Annotated in this window: 21 protein-coding genes and 1 pseudogene; 3 read left to right on the forward strand and 19 right to left on the reverse strand. The window is 65.5% G+C overall.

What is annotated here, in order from left to right:
• Nucleotides 1-101 precede the first annotated feature (101 nt).
• Nucleotides 102-1,061 carry an aldo/keto reductase gene (locus FJ956_RS10855; RefSeq protein WP_140681455.1) on the reverse strand — a complete coding sequence of 320 codons (960 nt, stop codon included), beginning with the start codon at nucleotides 1,059-1,061 and terminating at the stop codon, nucleotides 102-104.
• A 165-nt stretch (nucleotides 1,062-1,226) separates the two neighbouring features.
• On the opposite strand from FJ956_RS10855, the gene FJ956_RS10860 reads away from it, so the two are divergent.
• Both FJ956_RS10860 and FJ956_RS10865 read left to right on the forward strand, forming a co-directional pair.
• A complete protein-coding gene (locus tag FJ956_RS10860; RefSeq protein WP_140681453.1) occupies nucleotides 1,227-2,126 on the forward strand; it encodes an AraC family transcriptional regulator in 900 nt (299 codons plus the stop codon).
• 136 nt (nucleotides 2,127-2,262) lie between these two features.
• Nucleotides 2,263-2,793 (forward strand): annotated as a pseudogene (locus tag FJ956_RS10865) (dihydrofolate reductase family protein).
• 21 nt (nucleotides 2,794-2,814) lie between these two features.
• On the opposite strand, the gene FJ956_RS10870 reads toward FJ956_RS10865, so the two are convergent.
• From FJ956_RS10870 to FJ956_RS10885, 4 genes are read right to left on the reverse strand one after another with little or no spacing between them, the layout of a single operon-like run.
• Nucleotides 2,815-3,651, reverse strand: a complete 837-nt coding sequence (locus tag FJ956_RS10870) for an N-acyl homoserine lactonase family protein (protein ID WP_140681451.1) — start codon at nucleotides 3,649-3,651, stop codon at nucleotides 2,815-2,817.
• 17 nt (nucleotides 3,652-3,668) lie between these two features.
• Nucleotides 3,669-4,661 (reverse strand): ABC transporter permease, encoded by a 993-nt coding sequence (locus FJ956_RS10875; RefSeq protein ID WP_140681449.1) that lies wholly within the window; start codon nucleotides 4,659-4,661, stop codon nucleotides 3,669-3,671.
• Nucleotides 4,658-6,208 carry a sugar ABC transporter ATP-binding protein gene (locus tag FJ956_RS10880; RefSeq protein ID WP_140681447.1) on the reverse strand — a complete coding sequence of 517 codons (1,551 nt, stop codon included), beginning with the start codon at nucleotides 6,206-6,208 and terminating at the stop codon, nucleotides 4,658-4,660. The genes FJ956_RS10875 and FJ956_RS10880 overlap by 4 nt, the downstream gene beginning before the upstream one ends.
• A gap of 18 nt (nucleotides 6,209-6,226) precedes the next feature.
• The gene (locus FJ956_RS10885) at nucleotides 6,227-7,162 is read right to left on the reverse strand and encodes a sugar ABC transporter substrate-binding protein (protein WP_140681445.1); all 936 of its coding nucleotides are present in this window, start codon (nucleotides 7,160-7,162) and stop codon (nucleotides 6,227-6,229) included.
• A 155-nt stretch (nucleotides 7,163-7,317) separates the two neighbouring features.
• Between FJ956_RS10885 and FJ956_RS10890 the strand changes: the two genes are divergently transcribed.
• Nucleotides 7,318-8,367, forward strand: a complete 1,050-nt coding sequence (locus FJ956_RS10890; protein ID WP_140681443.1) for a LacI family DNA-binding transcriptional regulator — start codon at nucleotides 7,318-7,320, stop codon at nucleotides 8,365-8,367.
• Between the two features lie 27 nt (nucleotides 8,368-8,394).
• On the opposite strand, the gene nuoB is transcribed toward FJ956_RS10890, so the two are convergent.
• The 14 genes from nuoB to FJ956_RS10960 all read right to left on the reverse strand — a co-directional run bounded on the left by nuoB (nucleotide 8,395) and on the right by FJ956_RS10960 (nucleotide 22,697).
• Nucleotides 8,395-8,934: an NADH-quinone oxidoreductase subunit NuoB gene (gene nuoB, locus FJ956_RS10895; RefSeq protein ID WP_140681441.1), complete on the reverse strand. Its 540-nt coding sequence runs from the start codon at nucleotides 8,932-8,934 to the stop codon at nucleotides 8,395-8,397.
• Between the two features lie 123 nt (nucleotides 8,935-9,057).
• Nucleotides 9,058-10,596, reverse strand: a complete 1,539-nt coding sequence (locus tag FJ956_RS10900; RefSeq protein ID WP_246672168.1) for an NADH-quinone oxidoreductase subunit C — start codon at nucleotides 10,594-10,596, stop codon at nucleotides 9,058-9,060.
• A gap of 5 nt (nucleotides 10,597-10,601) precedes the next feature.
• On the reverse strand, nucleotides 10,602-12,053 hold the full coding sequence (locus FJ956_RS10905) for a hydrogenase 4 subunit F (protein WP_140681439.1): 1,452 nt from the start codon (nucleotides 12,051-12,053) through the stop codon (nucleotides 10,602-10,604).
• A complete protein-coding gene (locus FJ956_RS10910; protein WP_112098328.1) occupies nucleotides 12,050-12,712 on the reverse strand; it encodes a hydrogenase-4 component E in 663 nt (220 codons plus the stop codon). The genes FJ956_RS10905 and FJ956_RS10910 overlap by 4 nt, the downstream gene beginning before the upstream one ends.
• Nucleotides 12,712-13,668: an NADH-quinone oxidoreductase subunit H gene (locus FJ956_RS10915; RefSeq protein ID WP_140681437.1), complete on the reverse strand. Its 957-nt coding sequence runs from the start codon at nucleotides 13,666-13,668 to the stop codon at nucleotides 12,712-12,714. The genes FJ956_RS10910 and FJ956_RS10915 overlap by 1 nt, the downstream gene beginning before the upstream one ends.
• Nucleotides 13,659-15,671: a hydrogenase 4 subunit B gene (gene hyfB / locus FJ956_RS10920; protein WP_181170311.1), complete on the reverse strand. Its 2,013-nt coding sequence runs from the start codon at nucleotides 15,669-15,671 to the stop codon at nucleotides 13,659-13,661. Before hyfB ends, FJ956_RS10915 begins: the two co-directional genes overlap by 10 nt.
• A complete protein-coding gene (locus FJ956_RS10925; RefSeq protein WP_140681433.1) occupies nucleotides 15,671-15,976 on the reverse strand; it encodes a helix-turn-helix transcriptional regulator in 306 nt (101 codons plus the stop codon). The genes hyfB and FJ956_RS10925 overlap by 1 nt, the downstream gene beginning before the upstream one ends.
• Nucleotides 15,977-16,247: 271 nt before the next feature.
• Nucleotides 16,248-16,883: a Pr6Pr family membrane protein gene (locus FJ956_RS10930; RefSeq protein WP_210241600.1), complete on the reverse strand. Its 636-nt coding sequence runs from the start codon at nucleotides 16,881-16,883 to the stop codon at nucleotides 16,248-16,250.
• A 74-nt stretch (nucleotides 16,884-16,957) separates the two neighbouring features.
• Nucleotides 16,958-17,854 (reverse strand): RNA polymerase sigma factor, encoded by an 897-nt coding sequence (locus FJ956_RS10935; RefSeq protein ID WP_140681431.1) that lies wholly within the window; start codon nucleotides 17,852-17,854, stop codon nucleotides 16,958-16,960.
• A gap of 41 nt (nucleotides 17,855-17,895) precedes the next feature.
• Complete coding sequence (locus FJ956_RS10940) at nucleotides 17,896-18,216, reverse strand: hypothetical protein (RefSeq protein WP_246672167.1); 321 nt, start codon at nucleotides 18,214-18,216, stop codon at nucleotides 17,896-17,898.
• A 328-nt stretch (nucleotides 18,217-18,544) separates the two neighbouring features.
• Nucleotides 18,545-20,200: an FAD-binding dehydrogenase gene (locus tag FJ956_RS10945; protein ID WP_140681429.1), complete on the reverse strand. Its 1,656-nt coding sequence runs from the start codon at nucleotides 20,198-20,200 to the stop codon at nucleotides 18,545-18,547.
• 31 nt (nucleotides 20,201-20,231) lie between these two features.
• Entirely contained in the window at nucleotides 20,232-21,218 is a 987-nt protein-coding gene (locus FJ956_RS10950; protein ID WP_140681427.1) for a Gfo/Idh/MocA family oxidoreductase, read from the reverse strand.
• A gap of 266 nt (nucleotides 21,219-21,484) precedes the next feature.
• On the reverse strand, nucleotides 21,485-22,060 hold the full coding sequence (locus FJ956_RS10955) for a YceI family protein (RefSeq protein WP_140681425.1): 576 nt from the start codon (nucleotides 22,058-22,060) through the stop codon (nucleotides 21,485-21,487).
• A 67-nt stretch (nucleotides 22,061-22,127) separates the two neighbouring features.
• Nucleotides 22,128-22,697 carry a cytochrome b gene (locus FJ956_RS10960; RefSeq protein WP_140681423.1) on the reverse strand — a complete coding sequence of 190 codons (570 nt, stop codon included), beginning with the start codon at nucleotides 22,695-22,697 and terminating at the stop codon, nucleotides 22,128-22,130.
• Nucleotides 22,698-22,751: the final 54 nt, after the last annotated feature.

Consider the following 22,751-nt stretch of genomic DNA (forward strand, 5'->3'; position numbering starts at 1 on the left):
CGAACCTCACCGTTTCAAATGGCCGAATGCTCGGTCACAGGCGATCATCACGCGGAACGAGATGGTCGCCTGCCCTATTGCATGAGCAGCGGTCCGAGGACTCAGACTTCCATCTCTTGTTCCCACCAGCCGCGGGTGTTCACGTTAGCGGCGTCGGCCAGAGCTTCCAGCTCTGCGATGTCGTCGCTGGTGAGCGTGATGCTGCCGGCTCGGACCAGGCCATCGATGTAGTTGGGCTTGGTGACGCCGATGATCGGCGTCGTGCCCTTGGCGATGGCCCACGCTGTCGCGACATCGGGCGCTGCTGCACCCTGCGTCTGGCCGATCGAGGCGAGCTTGTCCGTCAGCGCCTTCAGCTGAGGCAACATGCCGTTGTAATTTTCCGCGCGGTTGCTGCCTTCCGGCAGCGGGTTCTCCGGGCTGTACTTGCCGGTCAAGGCGCCCTGTTCCAGCACCATATAGGCGAAGAACGGGATGCAGTGGTTGCGGCAGTAGTCCAGGATGCCAGCTTGCTCAGAGCTGCGGTAGAGCAGACTGTAGTGATTCTGGACGGCTTCGACCCGAAACCCGGCTCCTCCGAGGATCTGGCTGGCGAGCTCGATTTCGCTCAGGTTGTGATTCGAGACGCCGACATGTTTGACCTTCCCGCTCTTCAGCAAAGGAACCAGGTGCGGGGTCCACCGCGCGACATCGGCTGGATTGTGAATCCAGTAGAGGTCGATGTAGTCGGTGCCGAGGCGGGCCAGACTCTGCTCCAGCATGTCCGCCACCGGATCATCGCTGGTCCCCGCGGCCTGCGGGGTGAATTTCGTGGAGAGCTGGTAGTCGCCGCGGGCGTAGCGCTTCAGGACCTCCCCGAGCACGGTCTCTGAACGGCCCATGCCGTACACAAGGGCCGTGTCCCACAGGGTGAAGCCGGCCGCATGCGCTTTGTCCGCGACCTCTTCCAGGCCAGCCCGAGTCAGGAGGCTGCCGAAGTAGCCGTCGCCAGTCTCGCCGCTGTCGCCCCAGGCCCACGTGCCCAGTGCAACCGTGGGGGTCTTCAGATTATTGGTTGTCATATGTTTGCTCCATGCTTGGCCAGGTATGCTGTGACCCAGCGCTGCTGACACTATGACGCGCGGCGACGTCGAACCGTTAGCCTGATGTGCCGTGATTCCTGCCTAATCCTCCAGAAGCTGCGGTTCGCATTGCCGCCCGCCCGCGCGCGTGCGATGGTCAGATTCATGGAAACACTGACCGAAATCGCCGCCGTGATTGCCCGGCACGTCTCAAAGGATGGCTTCCACGCCACCCTCATCGAACGCGTGACGCTTGTTCGATCCTCCACGGTGACGATGCCGATGCCGAATGTTTACCGGCCGCAACTGTGCCTCGTCGCGCAGGGGCACAAGGAGGTCACGCTGGGCGACCGCGTGTTCCGGTACGCACCGGGGCGCTATGGGGTCGTGACCTACGACCTGCCGGTGACAGGCCATGTGGTCGAGGCAACGCCTGACAAGCCCTATCTCTGCCTGTACCTCGATTTCGATCCGGTCATGCTGGGGGAGTTGGCGTTGCGCGTGCCGTCGCCGCCGGGAGCGCCATCCTCGCCCATAGGCAAGACGGTGTCCGACGCCGGCGCCGGTTTGCTCGACGCGGCGCTACGTCTGCTGCGCCTGCTCGACGATCCGGCGGCCCTGCCCGTGCTCGGGCCGCTTGCCGAGCAGGAAATTCTCTATCGCCTGCTCGCCGGTCCGGACGGCGCCAGGATGCGCAACATCACCTCCAGCCAGGGTCGGGTGGCCCAGGTCGGCCGCGCCATCGCCTGGATCGGGAAGAACTTCCGGGAACGGTTCAGCATCGAGCGGCTTGCCGGGGAAGTAGGCATGAGTCCGTCGAGCCTGCACGAGCATTTTCGCGCCGTGACGGCGATGACGCCGCTGCAGTTCCAGAAGCAGCTCAGGCTGCAGGACGCGCGCAGCCTGATGCTGGTCCAGGACATCGACGCCACGACTGCCGCCTTCCGCGTGGGTTACGAAAGCCCGTCGCAGTTCAGCCGCGAATATCGCCGCCATTTTGGAGAACCGCCGGCACGTGACATAGCCCGCTTGCGTGCTTCGCCGGGCTTGGCGGTGGTGGCTTGAGCAAAGCCTGCCCGGCACCGGTTCAAATCGGCGTTCATGCGCACCAAAAACCAATTGCAAAATAAAATCAGTCGATCTAACCTGAACCGATTGCATAGCGCAATCAGATTGCGTGAATGCCATTTGAGGAACAGGCATGGCCAAGCTCGTCTTCGGAATGAACCATTCGCTGGACGGCTACGTCGATCACACGGAGTTCGGGCCAAGCCCTACGCTCTTCCGCCACTTCATCGAGGAGGTGCGGCGGAAGGCGGGGAGTGTCTACGGTCGCCGCATGTATGAAACCATGCGCTACTGGGACGACGAGCATCCCGAATGGGATGCCGAGCGACGGGCCTTCGCGGCGGCGTGGCGGAACCAACCGAAATAGGTCGTCTCGCGCTCGTTGCAATCGGTCGGCCCCAACGCCAGCCTCGTCGAAGATGATCTCGAGGGCGCGATGCGCAAGCTGAAGGCCGAGCGTGACGGCGATATCGCAGTCGCCGGCCCGGATCTGGCGCGAAGCCTCACCGAACTTGGCTTGATCGATGAGTATCGCATCTACCTGCATCCCGTGGTGCTTGGTCGCGGCAAGCCATATTTCGCCGGACCCCGGCCGCCGCTGCGCCTCATGGCTCATGAGCGGATCGACGAGGATGTGATCAGGCTGACCTACGTCCCTGCCTGATCTCGCCACGTCCGCCCATGATCAGGTGAGCCGGACGATCTTGAAGCCCTCGATCTCCTTGACGACCGGATGGCCCTTCCAGCGCTCGACATCGTGCAGCACGACGAGCTTCGACAGGTCGCCACCGAGCTCGTCATTCATCTTGTCGATGGTCTTCAGCTGCTCCCAGACGCTGCCCACCGCATTGTTGAGCGGGACATAGACGCCGTCATGATTGTGCCCGGTGAGCTGGCGGCGCGAATAGACGCAATCGCCGGAGATCACACGACGGCCGGCATCGGTGTCGACGAGCACGAATTGTTGGCCGATCGTGTGGCCGCTGCCAAGCCGCGCATGGATGCCGGGCAGTATGTTGTCCTTGTCGCCGTCGATGAGCGTCACGCGATGCTCGATCGAGGCTTCGAGGGCGGTGCGCAAATTGTCGGGATCGATGATTGCGGTCAGATGCGCGAAGCGCTTCGGCAGCGCGATCGCCTCGTACCACGAAAGCAGCTCGCTCTTCTGGATGTGGATATGCGCGCGCGGGAACTCGGCGATCGAGCCCATATGGTCGAAATGCGCATGCGTGACCACGATGTCGCTGATCTGGTCGGGTGCGATGTCGAGCGCCGCCAGCATCCGCACCGGCGAGATCCATGTCGGAATGCCGAACTTCCGCGAGAAGCTGTGGTCGTCCTGCATGAAGCCTGCGTCGACCAGCACGTTGCGTTCGCCGTTGCGCGCCAGCACGAAGGAAAAGGGCAGGTCGACCACGCCGTCATTGTACATGCCGCTGATGAGATCGACCCAGGGCTGTTCCTTGGAGCGCGCATATTCCAGCACGAAGACTTGCCATTTCGCGGATTGCTGGACGGTCATGGGCATTCTCCTCCAATTCAGCTTTCGGCAAGCGAGCGGCCGAGGCTGGCGAGCCCGACCGCGACGATCAGAATGGCGCCCTGGAACATGAACTGCGAGTAGGTCGGCGCGCCGAAGATGTTGAGTCCGTTGAAGCCGAGCACGATGATGAGCGTGCCGATCAACGTGCCCAATATGTGGAACTCGCCGTCGCGCAGCGTGGCTGATCCGAGGAAGACGGCGGCGAAGGCGGTCAGGAGATAGGAATCGGCGGCGTTGGTCGTGCCGCTGCCGAGCCTGGCGGCAAGCAAGGTGCCGGTGAGAGCCGCGCACATGCCGGAAAGCACGAAGCCGAGGATCTTGATGCGGTCTACATTGATGCCGGCAAGCCGCGCCGCGGCGGGGTTGCCGCCGACCGCCTGGATCTCCTGGCCGATCGCCGTGCGCTCGACCAGCAACCACAGGCCGCCGAACACCAGCGCCATGAAGATGATCGGGTTGGGGATGCCGAACAGCCAGCGCCCGAGCGCCAGCTGCAGGAACGATTCCGGCACGCCGGAGACGATCGGCACACCTGCCGAATAGGCGAAGGAGAGGCCGACCAGCACGGTGCCGACACCGAGCGTGGCGATCACCGAATTGACCTTGAGCTTGGTGACGATCACGCCGTTGACGACGCCGATGAGGGCGCCGAGCGCGAGCTCGATCACAACCGCGACCGGGATCGGCAGGTGGTTTGCCACTATCAGCCCGGTGACCAGCACGCCGTGCAGGCTGGCGGCATAGCCGACCGAGAGGTCGAGCTCGCCGACGATCACGGCCATGGTCAGCCCGCCGGCGATGATCATGGCGAGAGACGCCTGGCTCAGCACGTTGATGAAATTGTTGAAGGTCGGAAAGGCGTGCGGCGACAGGAAGGAGAAGACGAGGATCATCACCAGCAGGCCGATGATGGTGCCGTAGCGCGCGAAAACCCCGAGCGCGGCCCTGGTGCTGGGCGAAAGGCGTCGCGTGTAGCCGACGTCATTCATGCGGAAACCCTTTCCTCGGTTGCGGCATAGCTTGCCTCGATGATGGCGCTGCGGGTGAGGCCGGCGCCGGCGAGCTCGCGCACGATGCGTCCTTCCGCCATCACCAGGACCCGGTCGCACAGATCGGGGAGCTCGTCCGGCTCGGACGAGATGACGAGCACGGCCATGCCGTCTCGGGCGAGCGCGCGGATGAGCCGATGGATTTCCCCGCGTGCGCCGATATCGACGCCGCGTGTCGGCTCGTCGAGGATGAGGATCTTCGGCTTCGAGCGCAGCCAGCGGCCGATGACCACCTTCTGCTGGTTGCCGCCGGAGAGCCGCCCGACCGGCTGTTCCGGCGAGCGGGCCTTGATCGACAGGTCGTGGATCGTCGCTTGCGCCAGCCGCGCGCGCTTGCGCGGGCTGATAAAGGGCAGGACCGGACTGGCGAGCAGCGGCGTCAGATTGCCGAGGCTGAGGTTGAAGGCGATGGATTTGCCCAGCAGCAGCCCTTCCATGCGGCGCTCTTCCGGAACCAGGCCCAGCCCGGCGCGCACCGCGCCGGCCGGGCTGCGCGGGGCGAACGGCCTGCCCTCGATCGTCATGCCGCCGGCATCGGGCCGGTCCGCGCCGTAGAGCAGCCGCGCGAGTTCGCTGCGCCCGGCGCCGACAAGGCCGCCCAGCCCGAGCACCTCGCCGCGGCGGAGATCGAAGCTCGCCTCCGCCACGCGCGGCAGGCGGCGCAGGCCCCGCACCGACAGGATGACCTCGCCGGGCGCCGCGTCGCGGGCCTTGGGCAGGTGCTCGACCGCCCCGCCGACGATTGCCTGGACCAGCCGGCGCCGGGTCAGTTCGGGACCATCAAGGACCGCGACCGAGCGGCCATCGCGCAAGACGGTGACGCGGCCGCACAGATCGAGGATCTCGTCCAGCCGGTGCGATACGTAGAGCACCGCCACGCCCGATGCCGAAAGTCCCCGGATGATGGAAAAGAGCTTGCGGCATTCGCCTGCCGACAGCGAAGCGGTCGGCTCGTCCATGACGATGAGGCGCGCCTTCCACACCAGGGCTCGGGCGATGCTGATCAGCCAGTTCTCGGCCGTCGACAACCTCTTCGCCGGTGCATCGAGCGGCGCGGTTATGCCGACACGCTCGACGATCGGCGCGACGTCGCGCTGGATCGCGGCCCAGTCGACCAGGCCGAGCCTCGTCTTCTTGGGCAGGCCGAGCATGATGTTCTCGAGCACCGTCATGTCCGGCACGAAGGCGAGTTCCTGATGGATGAAGCTCATGCCGAGCCCGCTCGCTTCATGCGGCGATGCGATCCTGGCCGGCCTGCCCTCGATGGCGATCTCGCCGGTATCCGGCTGGGTCAGGCCGGCCAGGATGCGGATCAACGTCGATTTGCCGGCGCCGTTGGCGCCGACCAGCCCGTGTACTTCGCCGGGCAGCACGCACAGCGCCGCGTCGCGCAGCGCCTGCGCTCCTCCGTAGGATTTGCCGATCGCACTCGCCGCCACGAACGGCACCGCCGGCGGCACCGCCATCGATGTCGGAACTGGGTTCATGGCGAAGCGTGCAGGTTCCTATTTCATGGCGTCCGGATGCTTGGCGACGAAGTCGTCGATGGTGTCCTTGGTGACGAGCACCGCAGGCACCTCCACCGCCTTCGGCTTCCAGTCCGCGCCGGCCTTGCGGATCTCCGGCAGCAGTTTGATCATATTGTAGCCTTCTGTATAGCTGTCCTGCCAGGCGGTCGCGGTCATGAAGCCGTTCTTGATGTTCTCCAGCGCCTGCGCGTTGCCGTTGACGCCATAGACCTTGACGTCGTCACGGCTCTGCGCCCTGAGCGAGCCGATGGCGCCGATCGCCGGATCGTCCCAGCAACCCCAGATGGCGAGATTCTCCTGGCCTGTCGGATGTGAGGCAAGCCAGGCATTGGCATATTGCGCGCCATCCTCGAAATAACCGGGGATGCGCACCTCGTTCTTGGTGACCTTGATGTCGGGATTGGCTTCCAGGGCCTTGTCGAGCTCGACCTCGCGGTTCCGGCAGACCTCGCCGGTGTGGTAGGTCAGCGCCAGGATGGAGCCCTTGCCGCCCATCGTCTTCAGCATCAGCTCATCGACCGGCACCACCATCGGCCCGCCCGAGCCGTTGGTGGCGGCGACGAAGCTTCCCAGTCCGCCGCCCCAGGTGACGACCGGGATGTTGGCCGACTTGGCGGCCTCGAGCCCGGCTCCGATCGAGGAATAGGGAAACACCATATCGACGATTGCCGCCGAGCCGCGCTGCGCGAAATTCTGGATCGCGGCGTTCGCCTGGTCGGCGCTGCCCGCCGCATCGATGACGGAGACGTCCCAGCCGATCTCCTTGGCGGCGGCCTTGGCGCCGACGATGTAGCGGGCGTTATTCGCCTCGGTCGCCGAGATCGAGACGATGCCGACCAGCGGCGTGTCCGCCTGAGCGGGAACCGCTCCGGCCGCGGCCGCCAACGCGGCCCCAATCATTATCCACTTCATGATCTCCTCCCTTGCCGTTGCGGCGCCTATCCCGCCGAACCGTTTCGCTAGATTATGCGCATAGCAGGGGCAATCAAGCAAATTTTCGGTGATTTGGCCTAGACAAAGGCCATTTTGGCGACCAAAACTTAGCTAATCGATTAGCTGGGTTCGCTATGGCCACCATCAAGGACGTTGCTCGCGCGGCGGGGGTATCGACGGCAACGGTGTCGGCGGTGATCAACGATTCCGCCTATGTGAGCGCCGAATTGCGTGCCCGCGTCCTAGCTGCCGTCCGCGACCTCAACTACGCGCCTTCGCTCGCCGCCCGGAACCTCAAGCGCGGCCGCAGCCAGTTGATCGCCCTGGTCGTCGCCGATCTCGCCAACCCTTTCTTCTCGCGTGTCGTATGGGCGGCGGAGGCGGCGGTCGCTGCCTGGGGGTATTCCCTCCTGATCTTCAACAGCGACGAGAAGCCGGAGCTCGAGCGTCGCATCCTCGCCCGCGTGCGCACGCTCTCCTGCGACGGGGTGATCCTGGTCCCGGTCGGCGATTCGACGGAGCATCTGCAGAACGATCCCGACGGCAAACCGATCCCGACCGTGCTGTTCGGCCGTACCGTCGCCGACGACAGGTCGGACACGGTGACGATCGACAATATATCGGCTGGCAGGCAGGCGACGGAATATCTGCTCGATCTCGGCCATACCCGCCTCGGCACGATCACCGGGCCGTTGCATGTCACCACCGGGCGCGGCCGCCTCGACGGGATGCTGGCTGCCATGCGGTCGCGCGGTCTGACGCTTGAATCGCGCTATATACGCTCTGGCGAGTTCCGCGAGGATGCCGCCTATTCGGTGGCGCGCAGCCTGTTGGAGCAGCCGGCGCGACCGACGGCGCTCTATGTCGCGAGCGGCCTGATGGCGCTCGGCGTGATGCGGGCGGTCGCGGATCTCGGGCTGCGCTGTCCCGGCGACATCTCCATCGCTTCCACCGACACCATTCCTGGCATCGGAGGTCTGCGTCCACGCTTGACGCGCACCGAGCATCCGCTGGTCGACATGACCAACGAGGCGGTGCGGCTCCTCGTCGACCAGATCAGGCGTGGCGGTCCTGTCGAACGGCGCAACGTCGTCTTCCAGCCGTCGCTGGTGGTCGGCGACAGCTGCGCGCCGGTCGTGATGCAGCCCGGAACGCCGCCCTCATCCTCCGGCTCGGGTCAATAGCCGCTCCGTTCCGAGGCGGCGCGCAGTTCAGCCCTTGGCGACGCCCGCCTTTCCGTTGGCGCCGTCGAGCAGGGCGATCAGTCCCTTGAGGATCTCGATCGGCGGCGGCGGGCAGCCTGGAATGTGCAGGTCGACCGGCACCACGTCCGACACGCCGCCGACGACCGCGTAGCTGCCGGCGAAGCAGCCGCCGTCCTTGGCGCAGTCGCCGAGCGCCACCACCCATTTCGGATTGGGCGTGGCGTCGAAGGTCCGCTTCAGCGCCTCGCGCATGTTCTTCGTGACCGGTCCGGTGACCAAGAGCATATCGGCATGCCGCGGCGAGGCGACGAAGCGGAAGCCGAAGCGCTCGATGTCGTAGAAGGCGTTGTTGAGCGCATGCATTTCGAGCTCGCAACCGTTGCAGGAGCCGGCGTCCACGGCGCGGATCGACAGGCTCCGGCCGAGTCGCTTGCGGGCAAGCCCGTCGAGCGCGCGCGCCAGCTCGTCGACGGCAGCGTTGCTCGCTTGCGGCGGGCGCTCGGTCAAGGGCGGGCGGATCAGGCTTTCGAAGAGCAGTTTTCGCATCGCGGTGTGCCTTGGTCCGGGTTGGAGCAGTTCAGCGTCTGGTAGAATCGCCGACCTGCTCCAACTCTTTGTTTTTGCGCAATTCCGGACGGAAAACCGCTGCGCACTTTTCCTGGAATTGCTCTAGAGATCATGTCCGGAATAGGAGCAGTTGAACGATTTGTTGCAGAGCGGGAAGTCGGCGACGATGTTGCCCTCGATCGCCGCTTCCAGCAGCGGCCACTGGAACCATGAAGGGTCGCGCAGGTGGCAGCGCTCGACCGTGCCGCCCTCGCCGATGCGCAGCCACACCAGTATGTCGCCTCGGAAACCCTCGACCAGCGCCATGCCCTCACGCGGTCCATCCGCAATATCGCCCGCTGTGGCGATCTCGACGCTGATCGGGCCGGCGGGCAGCCGCCCGAGGATCTGTTCGACCAGCGACAGGCTCTGCTCGACCTCGCGCACGCGGATCCAGACGCGCGCGTTGACGTCGCCATCCCGCAGCACCGGCACATCGAAGGTGAGCTGGTCATAGGGCGCGAAAGCAAGATCGCGCCGCGCGTCGAAATCGCGGCCCGACGCCCGCCCGACATAGCCGCCGGCGGCATATTGCCGGGCAAGCTCGACCTTCAGCCGGCCGGTCGCCACCGTGCGGTCCTGCAGCGATGCCGTGTTGTCGTAGAGTTCGATCAGATGCGGGAAGCGCTTCCTGATCTCCGCGACCAGCGACCGGATGGCGCTTGTCCCCGCCTCGTTGAGATCGCTCGCCGTGCCGCCCGGTACGATACGGTCGCGCATCAGGCGATGGCCGAAGGCGGCGTCGGCGGCGCGCAGCACGCGCTCGCGCAGCACGCCGCAATGCGCGTGCATGATCGCGAAGGCGGCGTCGTTGCAGATGGCGCCGATGTCGCCGAGATGATTGGCAAGGCGCTCCAGCTCGGCCATCAGCGCCCGCAGCCAGATTGCACGCGCGGGAACCTCGATCCCGAGCGCGGCTTCGACGGCGCGGGCAAAGGCCAGCGAATAAGCGACCGTGCTGTCGCCCGACGTCCTGCCCGCGAGTTTTGCGGCACGGTCGACCGGCGCGCCTGCCATCAGGCCTTCGATGCCCTTGTGAACATAACCCAGCCGCTCTTCGAGCCGCACCACCGTTTCGCCGCCGGCCGTGAAGCGAAAATGCCCCGGCTCGATGATGCCGGCATGCACCGGCCCGACCGCGATCTGGTGCAGGCTCTCGCCTTCCGCCGCGAGGAACCGGTAGGCGGCGGCGGCCGCCGGTCCGCCAGGCTGCGCGGCCAGCGGATGCGAGACGCCCCATTGGCCGTGGTCGAGCCAGCGGCGGGTGTCGGGCAAGCCCTGCGGCGCCAGCCCGAACAGATCCGCGGCGGCGCGTTCCAGCCTGAGCGCCGGCGGATGGTGCTGGCCGACCGACGGGTAGCGGCCGCCGCGGCAATCCAGGCTGATGACGCCGATGGCGAGCGCTTCGTCGAGAAGCGCCATATGCACCTTGTCCGGCTCCCCCCATAGGCCGAGCACGCTCCAGCGGCCGGCGGCGAGCTGCTCGACGGCAAGATTCCAGACCTTCGCGGTCACCACGGCGCGCGGCCAGGGGACATGATGCTCGATCCGGCGGCCGGCTTCGATGACATCGGCGAGCGCGGGAATATTTTTCCTCGCCATGCGCCTCACCCCAATATCCCGGCGACATGCTGGAACCACGCCACCAGCGGCGCCGGCAGATAGATGCCGGCGGCGAACACCAAAGCGAGGTGCGAGTACATCGGCACATAGGATGCCTCGACCGGCGCCATGCCGCCGCGCGGCTCGCCGAAGGCAAGCCCCGTCAGCCGCAGCAGCAGCGCCCCGAAGGCGATCAACAGCCCGAACACCAGCGGGATCGCCAGCCACGGATGCCTGGCGAAGGTCGAGCTGACGACCAGGAACTCGCTCATGAAGATGCCGAGCGGCGGCAGGCCAGCGATGGCCACGACGCCGATGACGAGCGCCCAGCCAAGCCCCGGGTGGCTTTCGGTCAGCCCCCTGATCTCGGAGATCTTCTGCGTGCCCTTGACCTGCGCGATATGGCCGACGGCGAAGAAGATCGCCGACTTGGTCAGGCTGTGCATGACCATGTGCAGCAGGCCGGCGAAGTTGGCGAGCGGGCCGCCCATGCCGAAGGCGAAGACGATGATGCCCATGTGCTCGATCGAGGAGTAAGCGAACAGGCGTTTGATGTCGCGGCGGCGGTAGAGCATGAAGGCCGCGAAGATCAGCGAGGTCAGCCCCATCGTGACCATCAGCGGTCCGGGGCCGATCGCCTGCGGGCTTGCCGCGAGCAAAAGCTTGAAGCGCAGCACGGCATAGAGCGCGACGTTGAGCAGCAGGCCCGACAGCACCGCCGAGATCGGCGTCGGGCCCTCGGCATGCGCATCGGGCAACCAGGCATGCAAAGGGGCAAGGCCGACCTTGGTGCCGTAACCGAGCAAAAGGAAGATGAAGGCGACGCTGAGCAGGGCCGGATCGAAATGCGCCGCCTTCTCGATCAGCACCGACCAGACCATGGCATTGGTGCCTTCGCCGACGACCGGCTGCGCGGCCATGTAGACGAGGATGGTGCCGAACAGAGCAAGCGCGATGCCGACGCTGCCGAGGATGAAATATTTCCAGGCCGCCTCCAGCGCCTCATGTGTGCGGTAGATGCCGACCATCAGCACGGTGGTCAGCGTGGCGAGCTCCACCGCGACCCACATCAGGCCGATATTGTTCGACACGAAGGCGAGGTTCATGCCGAACATCATGATCTGGTACATCGCGTGGTAGAATCTGAGGTTCGGCGCGGTCAGCCGGCCGGTTTCCAGCTCATGCGCGATATAGGAAGCGCTGAACACGCTGGTGGTGAAGCCGACGAATGTGTTGAGCACGATGAAGACGATGTTGAGGTCGTCGACGATGAGATATTGCCCCGGTGCCGGCCGGTCAGTCGCGAACAGCGACAGCGCGGCGAGCAAGGTGAGCAGGCTCGCAATCACGTTCACGATCGCCGTCATGCGGTAGTTCGGCAATGCCGCCAGAATGGCCGCGGCTGCGGCCGGAATGAAAAGGATCGCGGCCACGGCGTCGAAGGAAAACCCGCTCACCGGCGTTCTCCCCGATAGTCGTCGAGCGCGCCGACATCGACCGAATCGAACCGTTCCCGGATGCGGAACAGGAAGACGCCGATGACGATGAAGGCGATCAGGATCGAGAAGGCGACGCTGATCTCGACCACCAGCGGCATGCCCTTGGCGCCGGTGGCGGCCAGCACCAGGCCGTTCTCCAGCGACATGAAGCCGACGACCTGGCTGACGGCGTTGCGCCTTGTCACCATCACCAGCAGCCCCAGCAGGATGATCGACAGCGCGAAGGCGAGGTCCTCGCGGGCGAGCGGGTCGGCCTCGGGCGTCACCCGAAGCATCAGCACCATGGAAAGCGTCACCAGCCCGATGCCGGCGAGCATGGTCGGGCCGATGCCCACAGCGGTCTCGATGTCGCGGTGGATGCCGAGCCGCTGGATGATGCGATGCAACCCGACGGGAATGACGATCGCCTTGAAGACCAAAGCGATGCCGGCGGTGATGTAGAGATGGTGCGCGTCCTGGATATAGGCCTGCCAGGCCACCGACAGCGCCAGCACCACCGCATGCAGCGCAAAGACGTTGATCAGCGCGAACAGCCGGTCCTGGTAGAGCATCATGAACGAGATCAGCACCAGGCTGCCGGCGAGCAGATGGGCGATGTCGAAGGTGAGACCGTTCATCACAGGCTCCGCGAGACGAACAGCAGGAGCGTGCCGAGCAGCGCCAGCATCAGCGCTGCACCCAGGAAGTCCGGCACGCGGAAGACACGCATCTTGGCGACCGCCGTCTCGAAGACGCCAAGCAGGATGGCAAGCACGGCGAGCTTGGCGAGATAGGCGGCGGCGCCGATGGCCAGCGATCGCGGCCCCGCCCCGGCGCTCGCCAGCCCCCAGGGCAGGAAGACGCAGGAGATCAGCGACATGTAGAGCAGCAGCTTGAGGAAGCTGGCGAGCTCGATCATCGCCAGATGGCGGCCGGAATATTCCAGGATCATCGCCTCATGCACCATGGTGAGCTCCAGATGCGTGGCGGGATTGTCGACCGGTATGCGCGCATTCTCGGCGATCGCCACCATCACCAGCGCAATCAGCGACATGCCGAGCGACACCCGCAATCCGACTTCGGGCGAGCCCATGAAGGCGGCGACCGTCGAAAGCTGCGTGGCGCCGGCCACCAGCGCCAGGCTGAACACGATGAGCAGCATCGCCGGTTCGGCGAGCGAGGCGATCATCACCTCGCGGCTGGCGCCGATGCCGCCGAAGCTGGTGCCGACATCCATACCCGCAAGCGCCTGGAAGAAGCGCGCGCTGCCGAGCAGCGCCACGATGACGATGAGATCGGCGGCCCAGCTGAACTGGAGACCGGAGGCGAAGGTCGGAACGAGCGCCGCCGCGACCCAGGTGGCGGCGAAGATCAAATAGGGCGTCACGCGAAACAGCCAGGACGCGTTGTCGGCCAGCACGACCTCCTTGCGCATCAGCCTGACGAGATCGCGATAGGGTTGGATCACCGAGGGTCCCTGCCGCCGCACAAGCCTCGCCTTCACCTTGCGCACGAAGCCGATCAGAAGCGGCGCCAGCAACAGCACCGAAAACATCTGCGCGCCCTGCACGGCAAGCTCGAGCATCAAGGCCATAGCGCAAGCACCAGCAGCAGGATGACGAGGTAGAGGAAGACCAGCGTCAGGTAGCGGCGGATGGTCAGGAACTGCAGGTGGTTCAGCCGCTCGGTGGCGAAATCGATCGCGCCGGCGATCGGCTCGTAGAAGATCTCCCAGGCCAAATCATGCATATCCACCTTGAGGCGCGCCGGCTCGAGGGAACCCGGCGCCGGCATGTCCACCGTCTCGCGAGCGCGAAACGCGAAGCTGCCGAAGACGCGGCGGATGGGCTGCGCGAAGCTGACAGCCGTGTATTGCGCGGCCGGCACCGCGTCGGCGAAGCCGCACCCCCAGGCAATGCCCCTGCGCAGCGCATGCGAGGCGAAGCGGTGGATGAAGAAGGCCGCGAGCGACGCCGAAATGGCGATGAAGGCGAAGACCAGCAGGCCGTTATAGGAGCTGCGGCTCTCGGCGATCGGCACGATCGACAGCCAGGGCTCGGCCATCTGCACCGGCATCCGGTCGCCGATGAGCGAAAGCGTCACCGGCGACAGGCCGTCGATGACGAAGCCGGGCAGGATGCCGGCGAGCAGGCAGAAGGCGGCAAGCACGACCATCGCCGCCAGCGACCAGCGGTCGACCTCGTGCGCGCGTTCCACCGCCGCTGACCGCGCCCGGCCAAGGAAGGTGATGCCGAAAGCCTTGACGAAGCAGGCCGCGGCCAAAGCCGCCGCCAGCGCCAGCATGCCGCCGACCGCGGGCACGATGACCTTCAGCCCCCATTGCGGCAGCTCGGGGCTGCGCAATATGGCCTGGAAGACCAGCCATTCGGAGGCGAAGCCGTTGAAGGGCGGCAGCGCCGAGATCGAGACGCAGCCGACGAGGAAGACGAAGCTGGTGACCGGCAGGCGATGGATGAGGCCGCCGAGCTTTTCCATGTCGCGTTCGCCGGTCGACGTCAGCACCGCGCCGGCGCCGAAGAACAGCAGGCTCTTGAAGAAGGAATGGTTGAGCACGTGGAAGAGCGCCGCGGTGAGGGCCAGCGCCGCCGCCGACGGCATGGCGTTTGCCTTGAAGGCCAAGGCAAGGCCGAGGCTGGCGAAGATGACGCCGATATTCTCGATGGTCGAATAGGCGAGCAGCCGCTTCAGGTCTTTTTCCATCAGCGCGTGAAGGATGCCGAGCACTGCCGTCACGCCGCCGATGAGGAGCACGGCGACGCCCGACCACCATGCCGGTTCGCCAAGCAGGTCGAACACCACGCGGATGAAGCCGTAGATGGCGACCTTGGTCATGACGGCGCTCATCAGCGCCGAGACGTGGCTGGGTGCCGCCGGATGGGCAAGCGGCAGCCAGGCATGCAGCGGCACCAGGCCGGCCTTGGAGCCGGCGCCGAGCAGCATGAGAACGAGCACCGCCCCGGCCGCGAGCGGGCCTGGATGCGCCATCCGCATCGCGTCGAACGCATAGGTTCCTGCCGGTCCGGCCAGCAGGCCGAAGGCAAGCAGCAGCGCCATCGTGCCGAAGCTCGCCATCACCAGGTAGATGGTGCCGGCGCGTCGGTTGGCCTCGTCGCGGTGATGGGCCATGACCAGCGCCCAGGAGGCGAGCGACATGAATTCCCAGGACAAGAGGAAGCTGAAGGCGTCGTTGGCCAGCACCACGAGGTTCATGCCGGCGAGGAAGGCCGGATAGAACGGCAGCACGCGATGCGGCGCGGATTCGTGCCGGCCGTAGCCAAGAGCATAAAGGCTGGTGACGGCGCCGCCCAGGTTGACGACGATGAGGAAGAACGCCGACAGGCCGTCGAGGCGGAACCGGGCGCCGGTCCAGGGCAGGCCGAGCGGCAAGGTGGCGGACGCCTCGCCGGAATTGCCGGCGAGATGGCTGGCGACGATCGCGATCAGGGCGGCTGAAATGGCAAACGCGGCGCCGTAGACCAGGCGCGTCGCGGCGGTGTGCCGGCTGACGGCCGCGGCAAGGATGGCTGTTGCCAGAAGCGCGGCGGGACCGCACAGCAGAAGAGCCACGGTCGAGATCACGGCAGGCTCCCGCCAGGCTCAACATTGCCGGCATCGGATGCCTTGGCCGGATCGAACCCGCTCTTCAGCCGCACGCCGCGTCCGCCACCTTGGCTGACCGCGCCTTCGCCGATCAGTTCGATGCCGGCCGCCTCGAGCGCGGCGATCAGCTTCATCAGCGAATCGACATTGCCCCGGATGATCGAGCCGCTGGCTTCCATGCGCTGGATCGTCGGCACCGACAGGCCGGACAATTCGGCAAGCCGGCGCTGATCGATGCCGAGCAGCGATCTTGCGGCGCGCAATTGCGGTGCGGTTATCACCGAGGACTCTCTCGTTCAGTTATGAGATATGAGGTCTCGGTGGTTTAGCCTACATTAAAATGTCCTATCGTCAAGGATTGATGTTTAAAACATCTATGTTGATGGTAGCCGGCCGGCCACAGCTCGGGATGAGGTCAACCACAGTCCGAGCAGTCACACGAAGGTGGAAATTTGCGGAGGGCGAAGCTCCAGCGGGTGATGAGAACGGCGAACACGCCGTCCGAGAACGCGTACAATCGTTCAAGGCCCGGCTGATCGCCTTTCGGCCAGCCTACGGCCTCGTCATTGCGCCAAGCCGCCGGTCGAGCCAGACCAGCACTTCCCCGGCCACGACGAAGCCGAGCGCGATCAGGACGCTGTTCATAAGGGTCTGCGCCCAGCCGATCCGGTCAACGTCGATGAACGGATAGGGATAACGCCCTTCGAAGGACCCGCGAACCAGGGCATAGGCGAGATAGAAGAGCGGATAGAGCGCCCAGGCAAGCGGTGCCCGCCAAGTCAGCGTGCCCTTGCTAACGAAGGTTAGCCAGAAAACGATAGTCAGCGCCGGCGTCACCCGGTGAAGCAGGACGTTGGCGAGTTGTGAGCCGCCGGTCAATTCCTGCAGGCCCTGCAGCAGCAGCGCATAGACGACGCCGACGAGCGCGATGTTGAGAAGGGTCGCGCCAAGCAGCCACGGCGTCGCGAAGCGTGCCCTCATCGCGACCCCGGTGAACGCGACAGCGACCAGAAGGTTGGTGGTGATCGTGAAATAGCCGACCAGTCTCCAAAGCACGGCGGGCCATGACGCCGGCCCGTCGGCGAGCGCATGAAAATGCACGCCCATGCCGGTCCATGCCGCCAGCGCGATAAGCGCCGCGAAGAGCCGTGCCGGGATGCCGTGGGTTTCGAGATCAGCCTGCGTCACGATCTCACGTCCGTTCTGCTCGATGCGGATTTATAGACGCCTGCGTGTCGAGAGCAAACTCAGCTCGGATTCAGTCATGCGTGCTCGCCAGAGGCGAGGAGAATATCGGCCTCGGCGCTGCAATAAGGCGCGTGCCGGAAATCGCGGATGCGCACGACCTTATCGCCGCGCCAGTCGATCAGCACGAAGCCGCGCACCGTATCGCCGGCTAGCGGGTTACGGATCAGAATTGCCGGCAGGCCTTCGACAAAGCCGAGTGACAACGCCCAGTCGCTCATGCGGTCGTAATTGCCGAAATAGGTCGAGGCTTCCTGCTTGCCGTTGAGGCGCGCGCGGTTGACGACGTCGACTTGGATGTCCTCGGCGATCAGCATCCTCACCCCGTCGAAATCGCGCGCGTTGAACAGGTCGACATAGCGGCGCAGCCGGCGCTCCTCCTGCGGATCGAGCCTCGGCACGGTCATGTCTTCCGGCAACGCCGCCAGCGCCTTCAACTCCGCCCGGCCGCGATGCAGCGCCGCCTTGGCGGCAGCTAAAGTCGCGCCCGTCACCTCGCAGGTCTCCTGCAGGCTGAGGCCGAGCACGTCGACCAGGATCACGGCGCTACGCTGCGCCGGCGTCAGCCGCATGAAGCTGCGCAGGCTCATGGCAGTCGCGAGCCTCGTCTCGGCGCTGGCGGAGAGGTCCGCTATTGCGGTCATGTCGGCCTCGCTCATTCGGGAACGCTCCCGCTGGCGGCGGCGCAGATGATCCTGCGCCGCGTTGTGGGCGATGCGGAACAGCCACTGCTCGGGGCGTTCGACGAGAGCGCCGCCATCATGGGCGGCAAGCGCCTTCACCACCGCCTCCTGCACGATGTCCTCACCCTCGATCGCCGAGCCGGCCATGCGGGCGGCGTAGCGATGCAGCTTCGGCCGCAGGCCGACGAGCATGGCGTCAAGTTCCGCGCGGCCGAATTTTGCTGGGCTCATCGTCGTCTTTCTCGCCTCGCCGATCACAAGCCGTGCTCTGGTCAGGCGGGCACGGCTTCATCGGCCTTGGCCAGCATACGATAGTTGCCGACGATCTTCGCCGGCGACCTGGCCAGCGGCGTCGAACGCCGCTCGGCATGATTGGCGCCGAAGGCCTTGAACGCGTCCAGCTCGGTCAGCGTCGAACTGTCCTTGTCGAAGCCGACGAGGTGGACGAACTCGCCATTCTCCAGTTCGAGCACCAGATAGCGCACCGATTGCGGCCGCGTTTCATCCAGCGCCTCGAACACCTTTGCCACCAGCGCCCGGTTCTCGGCGGTGCCGGTGTCTTTCACGCCGTAGCGGATGAGATTGTAGGTCATGGTCGTCTCCTTCGGTTGGTATGAGGAAGACGTTTCGGGCAGGCGAAAGGATTCGCGGGTTGCGAGAATCTTTGAATACGCGGCCGCAATGCGCGTCGTCGCGATCCTTCGCGCCCCCCTCTGGCCTGCCGGCCATCTCCCCCACTTTGGGGGGAGATTGGCAGCTTCGCCGGCAGCGCTCTTTCTGCAACGCGGGAAATTGGCGAAGGCGGCGGCGACATCTGATCTCCCCCCTTGTGGGGGAGATGTCCGGCAGGACAGAGGGGGCGCTGTCCCTCCAGCGTCTCAGTTATTATGGGCGCCGCACCTATTATGGGCGCCGCACCCGTCAGCCAACCGCCTTTGCCGCCGCCCGCCCGGCGCTGCGCCCCGAAAAGATGCAGCCGCCAAGAAACGTGCCCTCCAGCGCTGCATAGCCATGCACGCCGCCACCGCCGAAGCCGGCCACTTCGCCCACCGCATAGAGACCCGGCACCGGCTCGGCGGTCGCATCAAGAACGCGGCTGTCGAGATCGGTCTGCAGCCCGCCCAGCGTCTTGCGGGTCAGGATGTTGAGGCGCACCGCGATCAACGGGCCGTTCGCCGGATCGAGCATCTTGTGCGGCTTGGCCGTGCGGATCAGCTTGTCGCCGAGATAGGCGCGGGCGCCGCGCAGCGCGGTGACCTGGGCGTCCTTGGAGAACGGATTGTCGAGCTGCATGTCGCGGGCGCGGATCTCGCGCTCGACCTGGGCGACCTCCAGCGGCGGCGCGTCGCCGGCCAGCGCGTTCATGCGCGCCACGAGCTTCGCAAGGTCGGCCTCGACGATGAAATCCTCGCCCTTTTCCATGAACGCTTTCACCGGGCCGGGAATGCCTGATGTCGCTCGGCCCAGCACCTGCCGCCAGCTTTTGCCGGTGAGGTCCGGGTTCTGCTCGGAGCCCGACAGCGCGAACTCCTTCTGGATGATTTTTTTGGTCAGGATGAACCAGGAATAGTCGAAGCCGGTGCCCATGATGTGGCTGAGCGTGCCGAGCGTATCGAAGCCCGGGTAGAGCGGCACCGGCAGCCTTTTGCCGCGCGCATCGAGCCATATCGAGGAGGGGCCGGGCAGGATGCGGATCGCGTGATCCGTCCAGATCGGCGCCCAGTTCTTGATGCCCTCGACATAGTGCCACATGCGGTCGCGGTTGATGATCGAGCCGCCGGCAGCCTCGGTGATCGCCAGCATGCGCCCGTCGACATGGTCGGGCACGCCGGCGATCATGCGCTTGGGCGGCGCGCCGAGGCGCTGCGGCCAGTTCTGGCGGACCAGCTCGTGGTTGCCGCCGATGCCGCCGGAAGCCACGATCACCGCTTGCGCGTGGAGCTCGAAGTCTCCGGTCACGGCGCGCGAGCTTTTGTGGCCGCGCTCGATGCTGCTCGGCTCCAGCACGTCGCCGCGCACGCCTGTGACGGTGTCGCCGGTGCGGACGATCTCGTTGACCCGGTGGCGGAACCTGAACTCGACCAGCCCGCGTTTTTGCGCCTCGCGCACGCGCAGCACGAAAGGTTCGAGCACGCCGGGCCCTGTGCCCCAGGTGATGTGGAAGCGCGGCACCGAATTGCCGTGGCCGACGGCATTGCCGCCGCCGCGCTCGGCCCAGCCGACCACGGGGAAGAATTTCAGGCCGCGCTCGATCAGCCATGAGCGCTTCTCGCCGGCGGCGAAGCCGACATAGGCCTCGGCCCATTTGCGCGGCCAGAAATCCTCCGGACGGTCGAAGGCAGCCGTGCCCATCCAGTCCTCGAGCGCGAGGTCGTGGGAATCACGGATGCGCATGCGCCGCTGCTCGGGCGAATCGACCAGGAACAAGCCGCCGAACGACCAGAAGGCCTGGCCGCCCAGCGACTGCTCCGGCTCCTGGTCGACGATGATGATCTTCTTGCCGGCGTCAGCCAGCTCGGCCGCGGCGACGAGGCCCGCCAGCCCCGCGCCGACAATGATCGCGTCCGCGTCAGCCATCTTGCTCCTCCCTCAAGGTATCAGCGACGTCTCAGACGGGTTCCCAGCCGTCCTTTTCGCCGGCGCGGAAGATGGCGTCGATGACCTTCTGGTTGAGCACCGATTCCTCCAGCGTGAAGACGCGGTCCTTGCCGCCCTGCGCGGCGCGCACGAAGGCCTCGCATTCCAGCCGGTACTGCTGCGTGCCCGGGAAGCGGAACACCTGCGCCTCGCTGTGGTTCTGGTTGTGCAGCTCGATGCGGTGGTGGTCGTAGAGCCCGGCATTGAACGGCGCGAACACCTCGATGAAGCCCTTCTCGCCGTGGAACACCATTACCTGGCGGGCCGCCATCTGCGTCGACAGATAGAAGGACAGCTCGAAGTCGCCGAAATCGGCGCGGATCGAGGAATAGATGTCGGTGCCGAAGGTCTTGTCGCGCTCGACCGTCGCCTGCACCCGCAGCGGCTCCTTGCCGGTCGAAAAGCGCGTCGACACCGTCGGATAGACGCCGATGTCGGGCAGCGCGCCGCCGCCGAGATCGAGCTGGTTGCGCATGTTCTTGGGGTCGACATTGTAATAGGAAAACGCGCCCTGCACGTGGCGCAGCCGGCCGATGGCGCCGCCGGCGATGAGGTCGCGCACCTTGATCCATTGCGGGTGGTAGACGACCATGAAGGCCTCGCATACCAGCACCTTTTTTTCGTCGCGCAGCTTGATCAGCGGCGGGATGTCCTTGGCGTCGAGCGCCAGAGGCTTCTCGACCAGCACATGCTTGCCCGCTTCGATCGCCTTCGCCGTCCATTCGACATGCTGCGAGGTCGGCAGCGGGATGTAGACGCCGTCGACGTCCTTGGAGGCAAGCAGCTCCTCATAGGAGCCGAAGGCATGGCGGGCGCCGAAACGCTCGCCCAACGCCTTGGCCTTCGACAGGTCGCGACTGGCGATCGCCGCCAGGACGCCGTTCTCCGACTCCACGATTGCCGGCAAAAGCTGCTCGCGGCCGATCTTTGCCGTCGACAGAACACCCCATCGGAACATCACGCTTCTCCATGTCGGTTTACAGGCGACGAGGTTTGCCCGAAATCGACGGAAAAGCCAATGCGGGAACGCTGATGGCAAAGCGCCTTCGTCATCCTCGGGCTTTACCCGAGGATCCATTCCATGACCTATGACCTAAAATGCAACGGCGCAGAATTCTGTAACCGTTGCAACACCTTAACGTCACGGAATGGATCTTGGGGTCTTCGCGCGTCGCTACGCTCCTTGCTTCGCCCTAGGACGAACCCGAGGAGGGGGGCTTAGAACTAGCCCCTTCTCCCCATCAGCGTCATGTCGAAGTCGACGACATTGGAATAGAGCGGTGTGCCGACATCCATGCCGTAGCGCGACCTGAGCACCTTGCCGGTGACGTGGAACTTGATCGTCCCGCCCTTCAATCCGCCGAGCTCGGCGGTGAATTTTTCCGGGAACGTCTTGCCGCGCGCCGTCAGCCGGCCGGTGACAAGCGCCGTCGTGTCGCCGGTGCGGGTGACGCTGGTCGAGCGGAACTGGATCTCCGGATTGTTGGCCGCGTCGAACACCGCGTCGGAGCGCAGGAATTGGTCGATGCGGCCCTGCCCGGTGCCGACGCTTTCGGGGTAGATGGTGAGGTCGACCTTCGAGCGGCTGACATCGCCATTGTCGATGCGGATCGTGCCCTTGAAACGGCCGAAGGCGCCGTCGAAGCCGCCGCCGCCGGCCTTGCCGATGGTGAAGCGGATCGAGGAGCCCGACGGGCTGATCGTGTAGCTGCCGGCGGCGTCGCTGAGCGCCACCGCCGCGTAGACAGGCATGACGAGGCAAGCGGCAAAAGCCGCCAATCCGAGGATGCGCGCGTTCATGGGTTTCTTCCTTCCGCAGATGCGGTTTTTCTGCGTTCTCGCCCCACCAACGAATGATGGCGCAGTTCTATTCCCCGCCTGACGAAGGTGTGATCATGCGCTTGAGCACGCTGTCGCGCAGCAGGAAATGATGGCGCAAGGCCGCTGCGATGTGCAGCGCGACCAGCGCGATGCCCGCATAGGCGAGATACCAGTGCGCGGACGTCCAGAAACCTTCGGCGGCGTCGGATTCGGCGAGCGGCAGATTGGGCATGACGAACAGGTTGAACGGCATGCTCGGGATCTCCAGCGTCGACACCGAGACCAGCGCCCAGCCGGACAGCGGCAGCGCGAGCTGGAAGGCGTAGAGCGCGAAGTGGGCCAGCGGCGCCGCCCGGCGTTCCAATGTTCCGACAGAGCGCGGCAGTGGCGGCGCCGCATTGCCGAGCCGCCAGGCGATGCGCAGGACGATCAGGCCGAGCAGCAGGAAGCCGAAGGACTTGTGCAGCTGGATCAGCTCGAAAGACGTCCGTTGGCTTGTCGTCCGCACCATGACGACGCCGAGCACGAACTGGCCTATGAAAATGACGCCGATCAGCCAATGGAAGACGATCATCGCCCAGCCATAGCGGGTGGCGGTGTTGGTGATGGATTGCATGGTGGAAGAACGAAGCAGGCGCCGGCTTTCTTCCGGAAGTCTCACCCTCCCCCT

Origin of the sequence: Mesorhizobium sp. B2-4-3, assembly GCF_006442815.1 — a bacterium.
GTDB lineage: Bacteria > Pseudomonadota > Alphaproteobacteria > Rhizobiales > Rhizobiaceae > Mesorhizobium.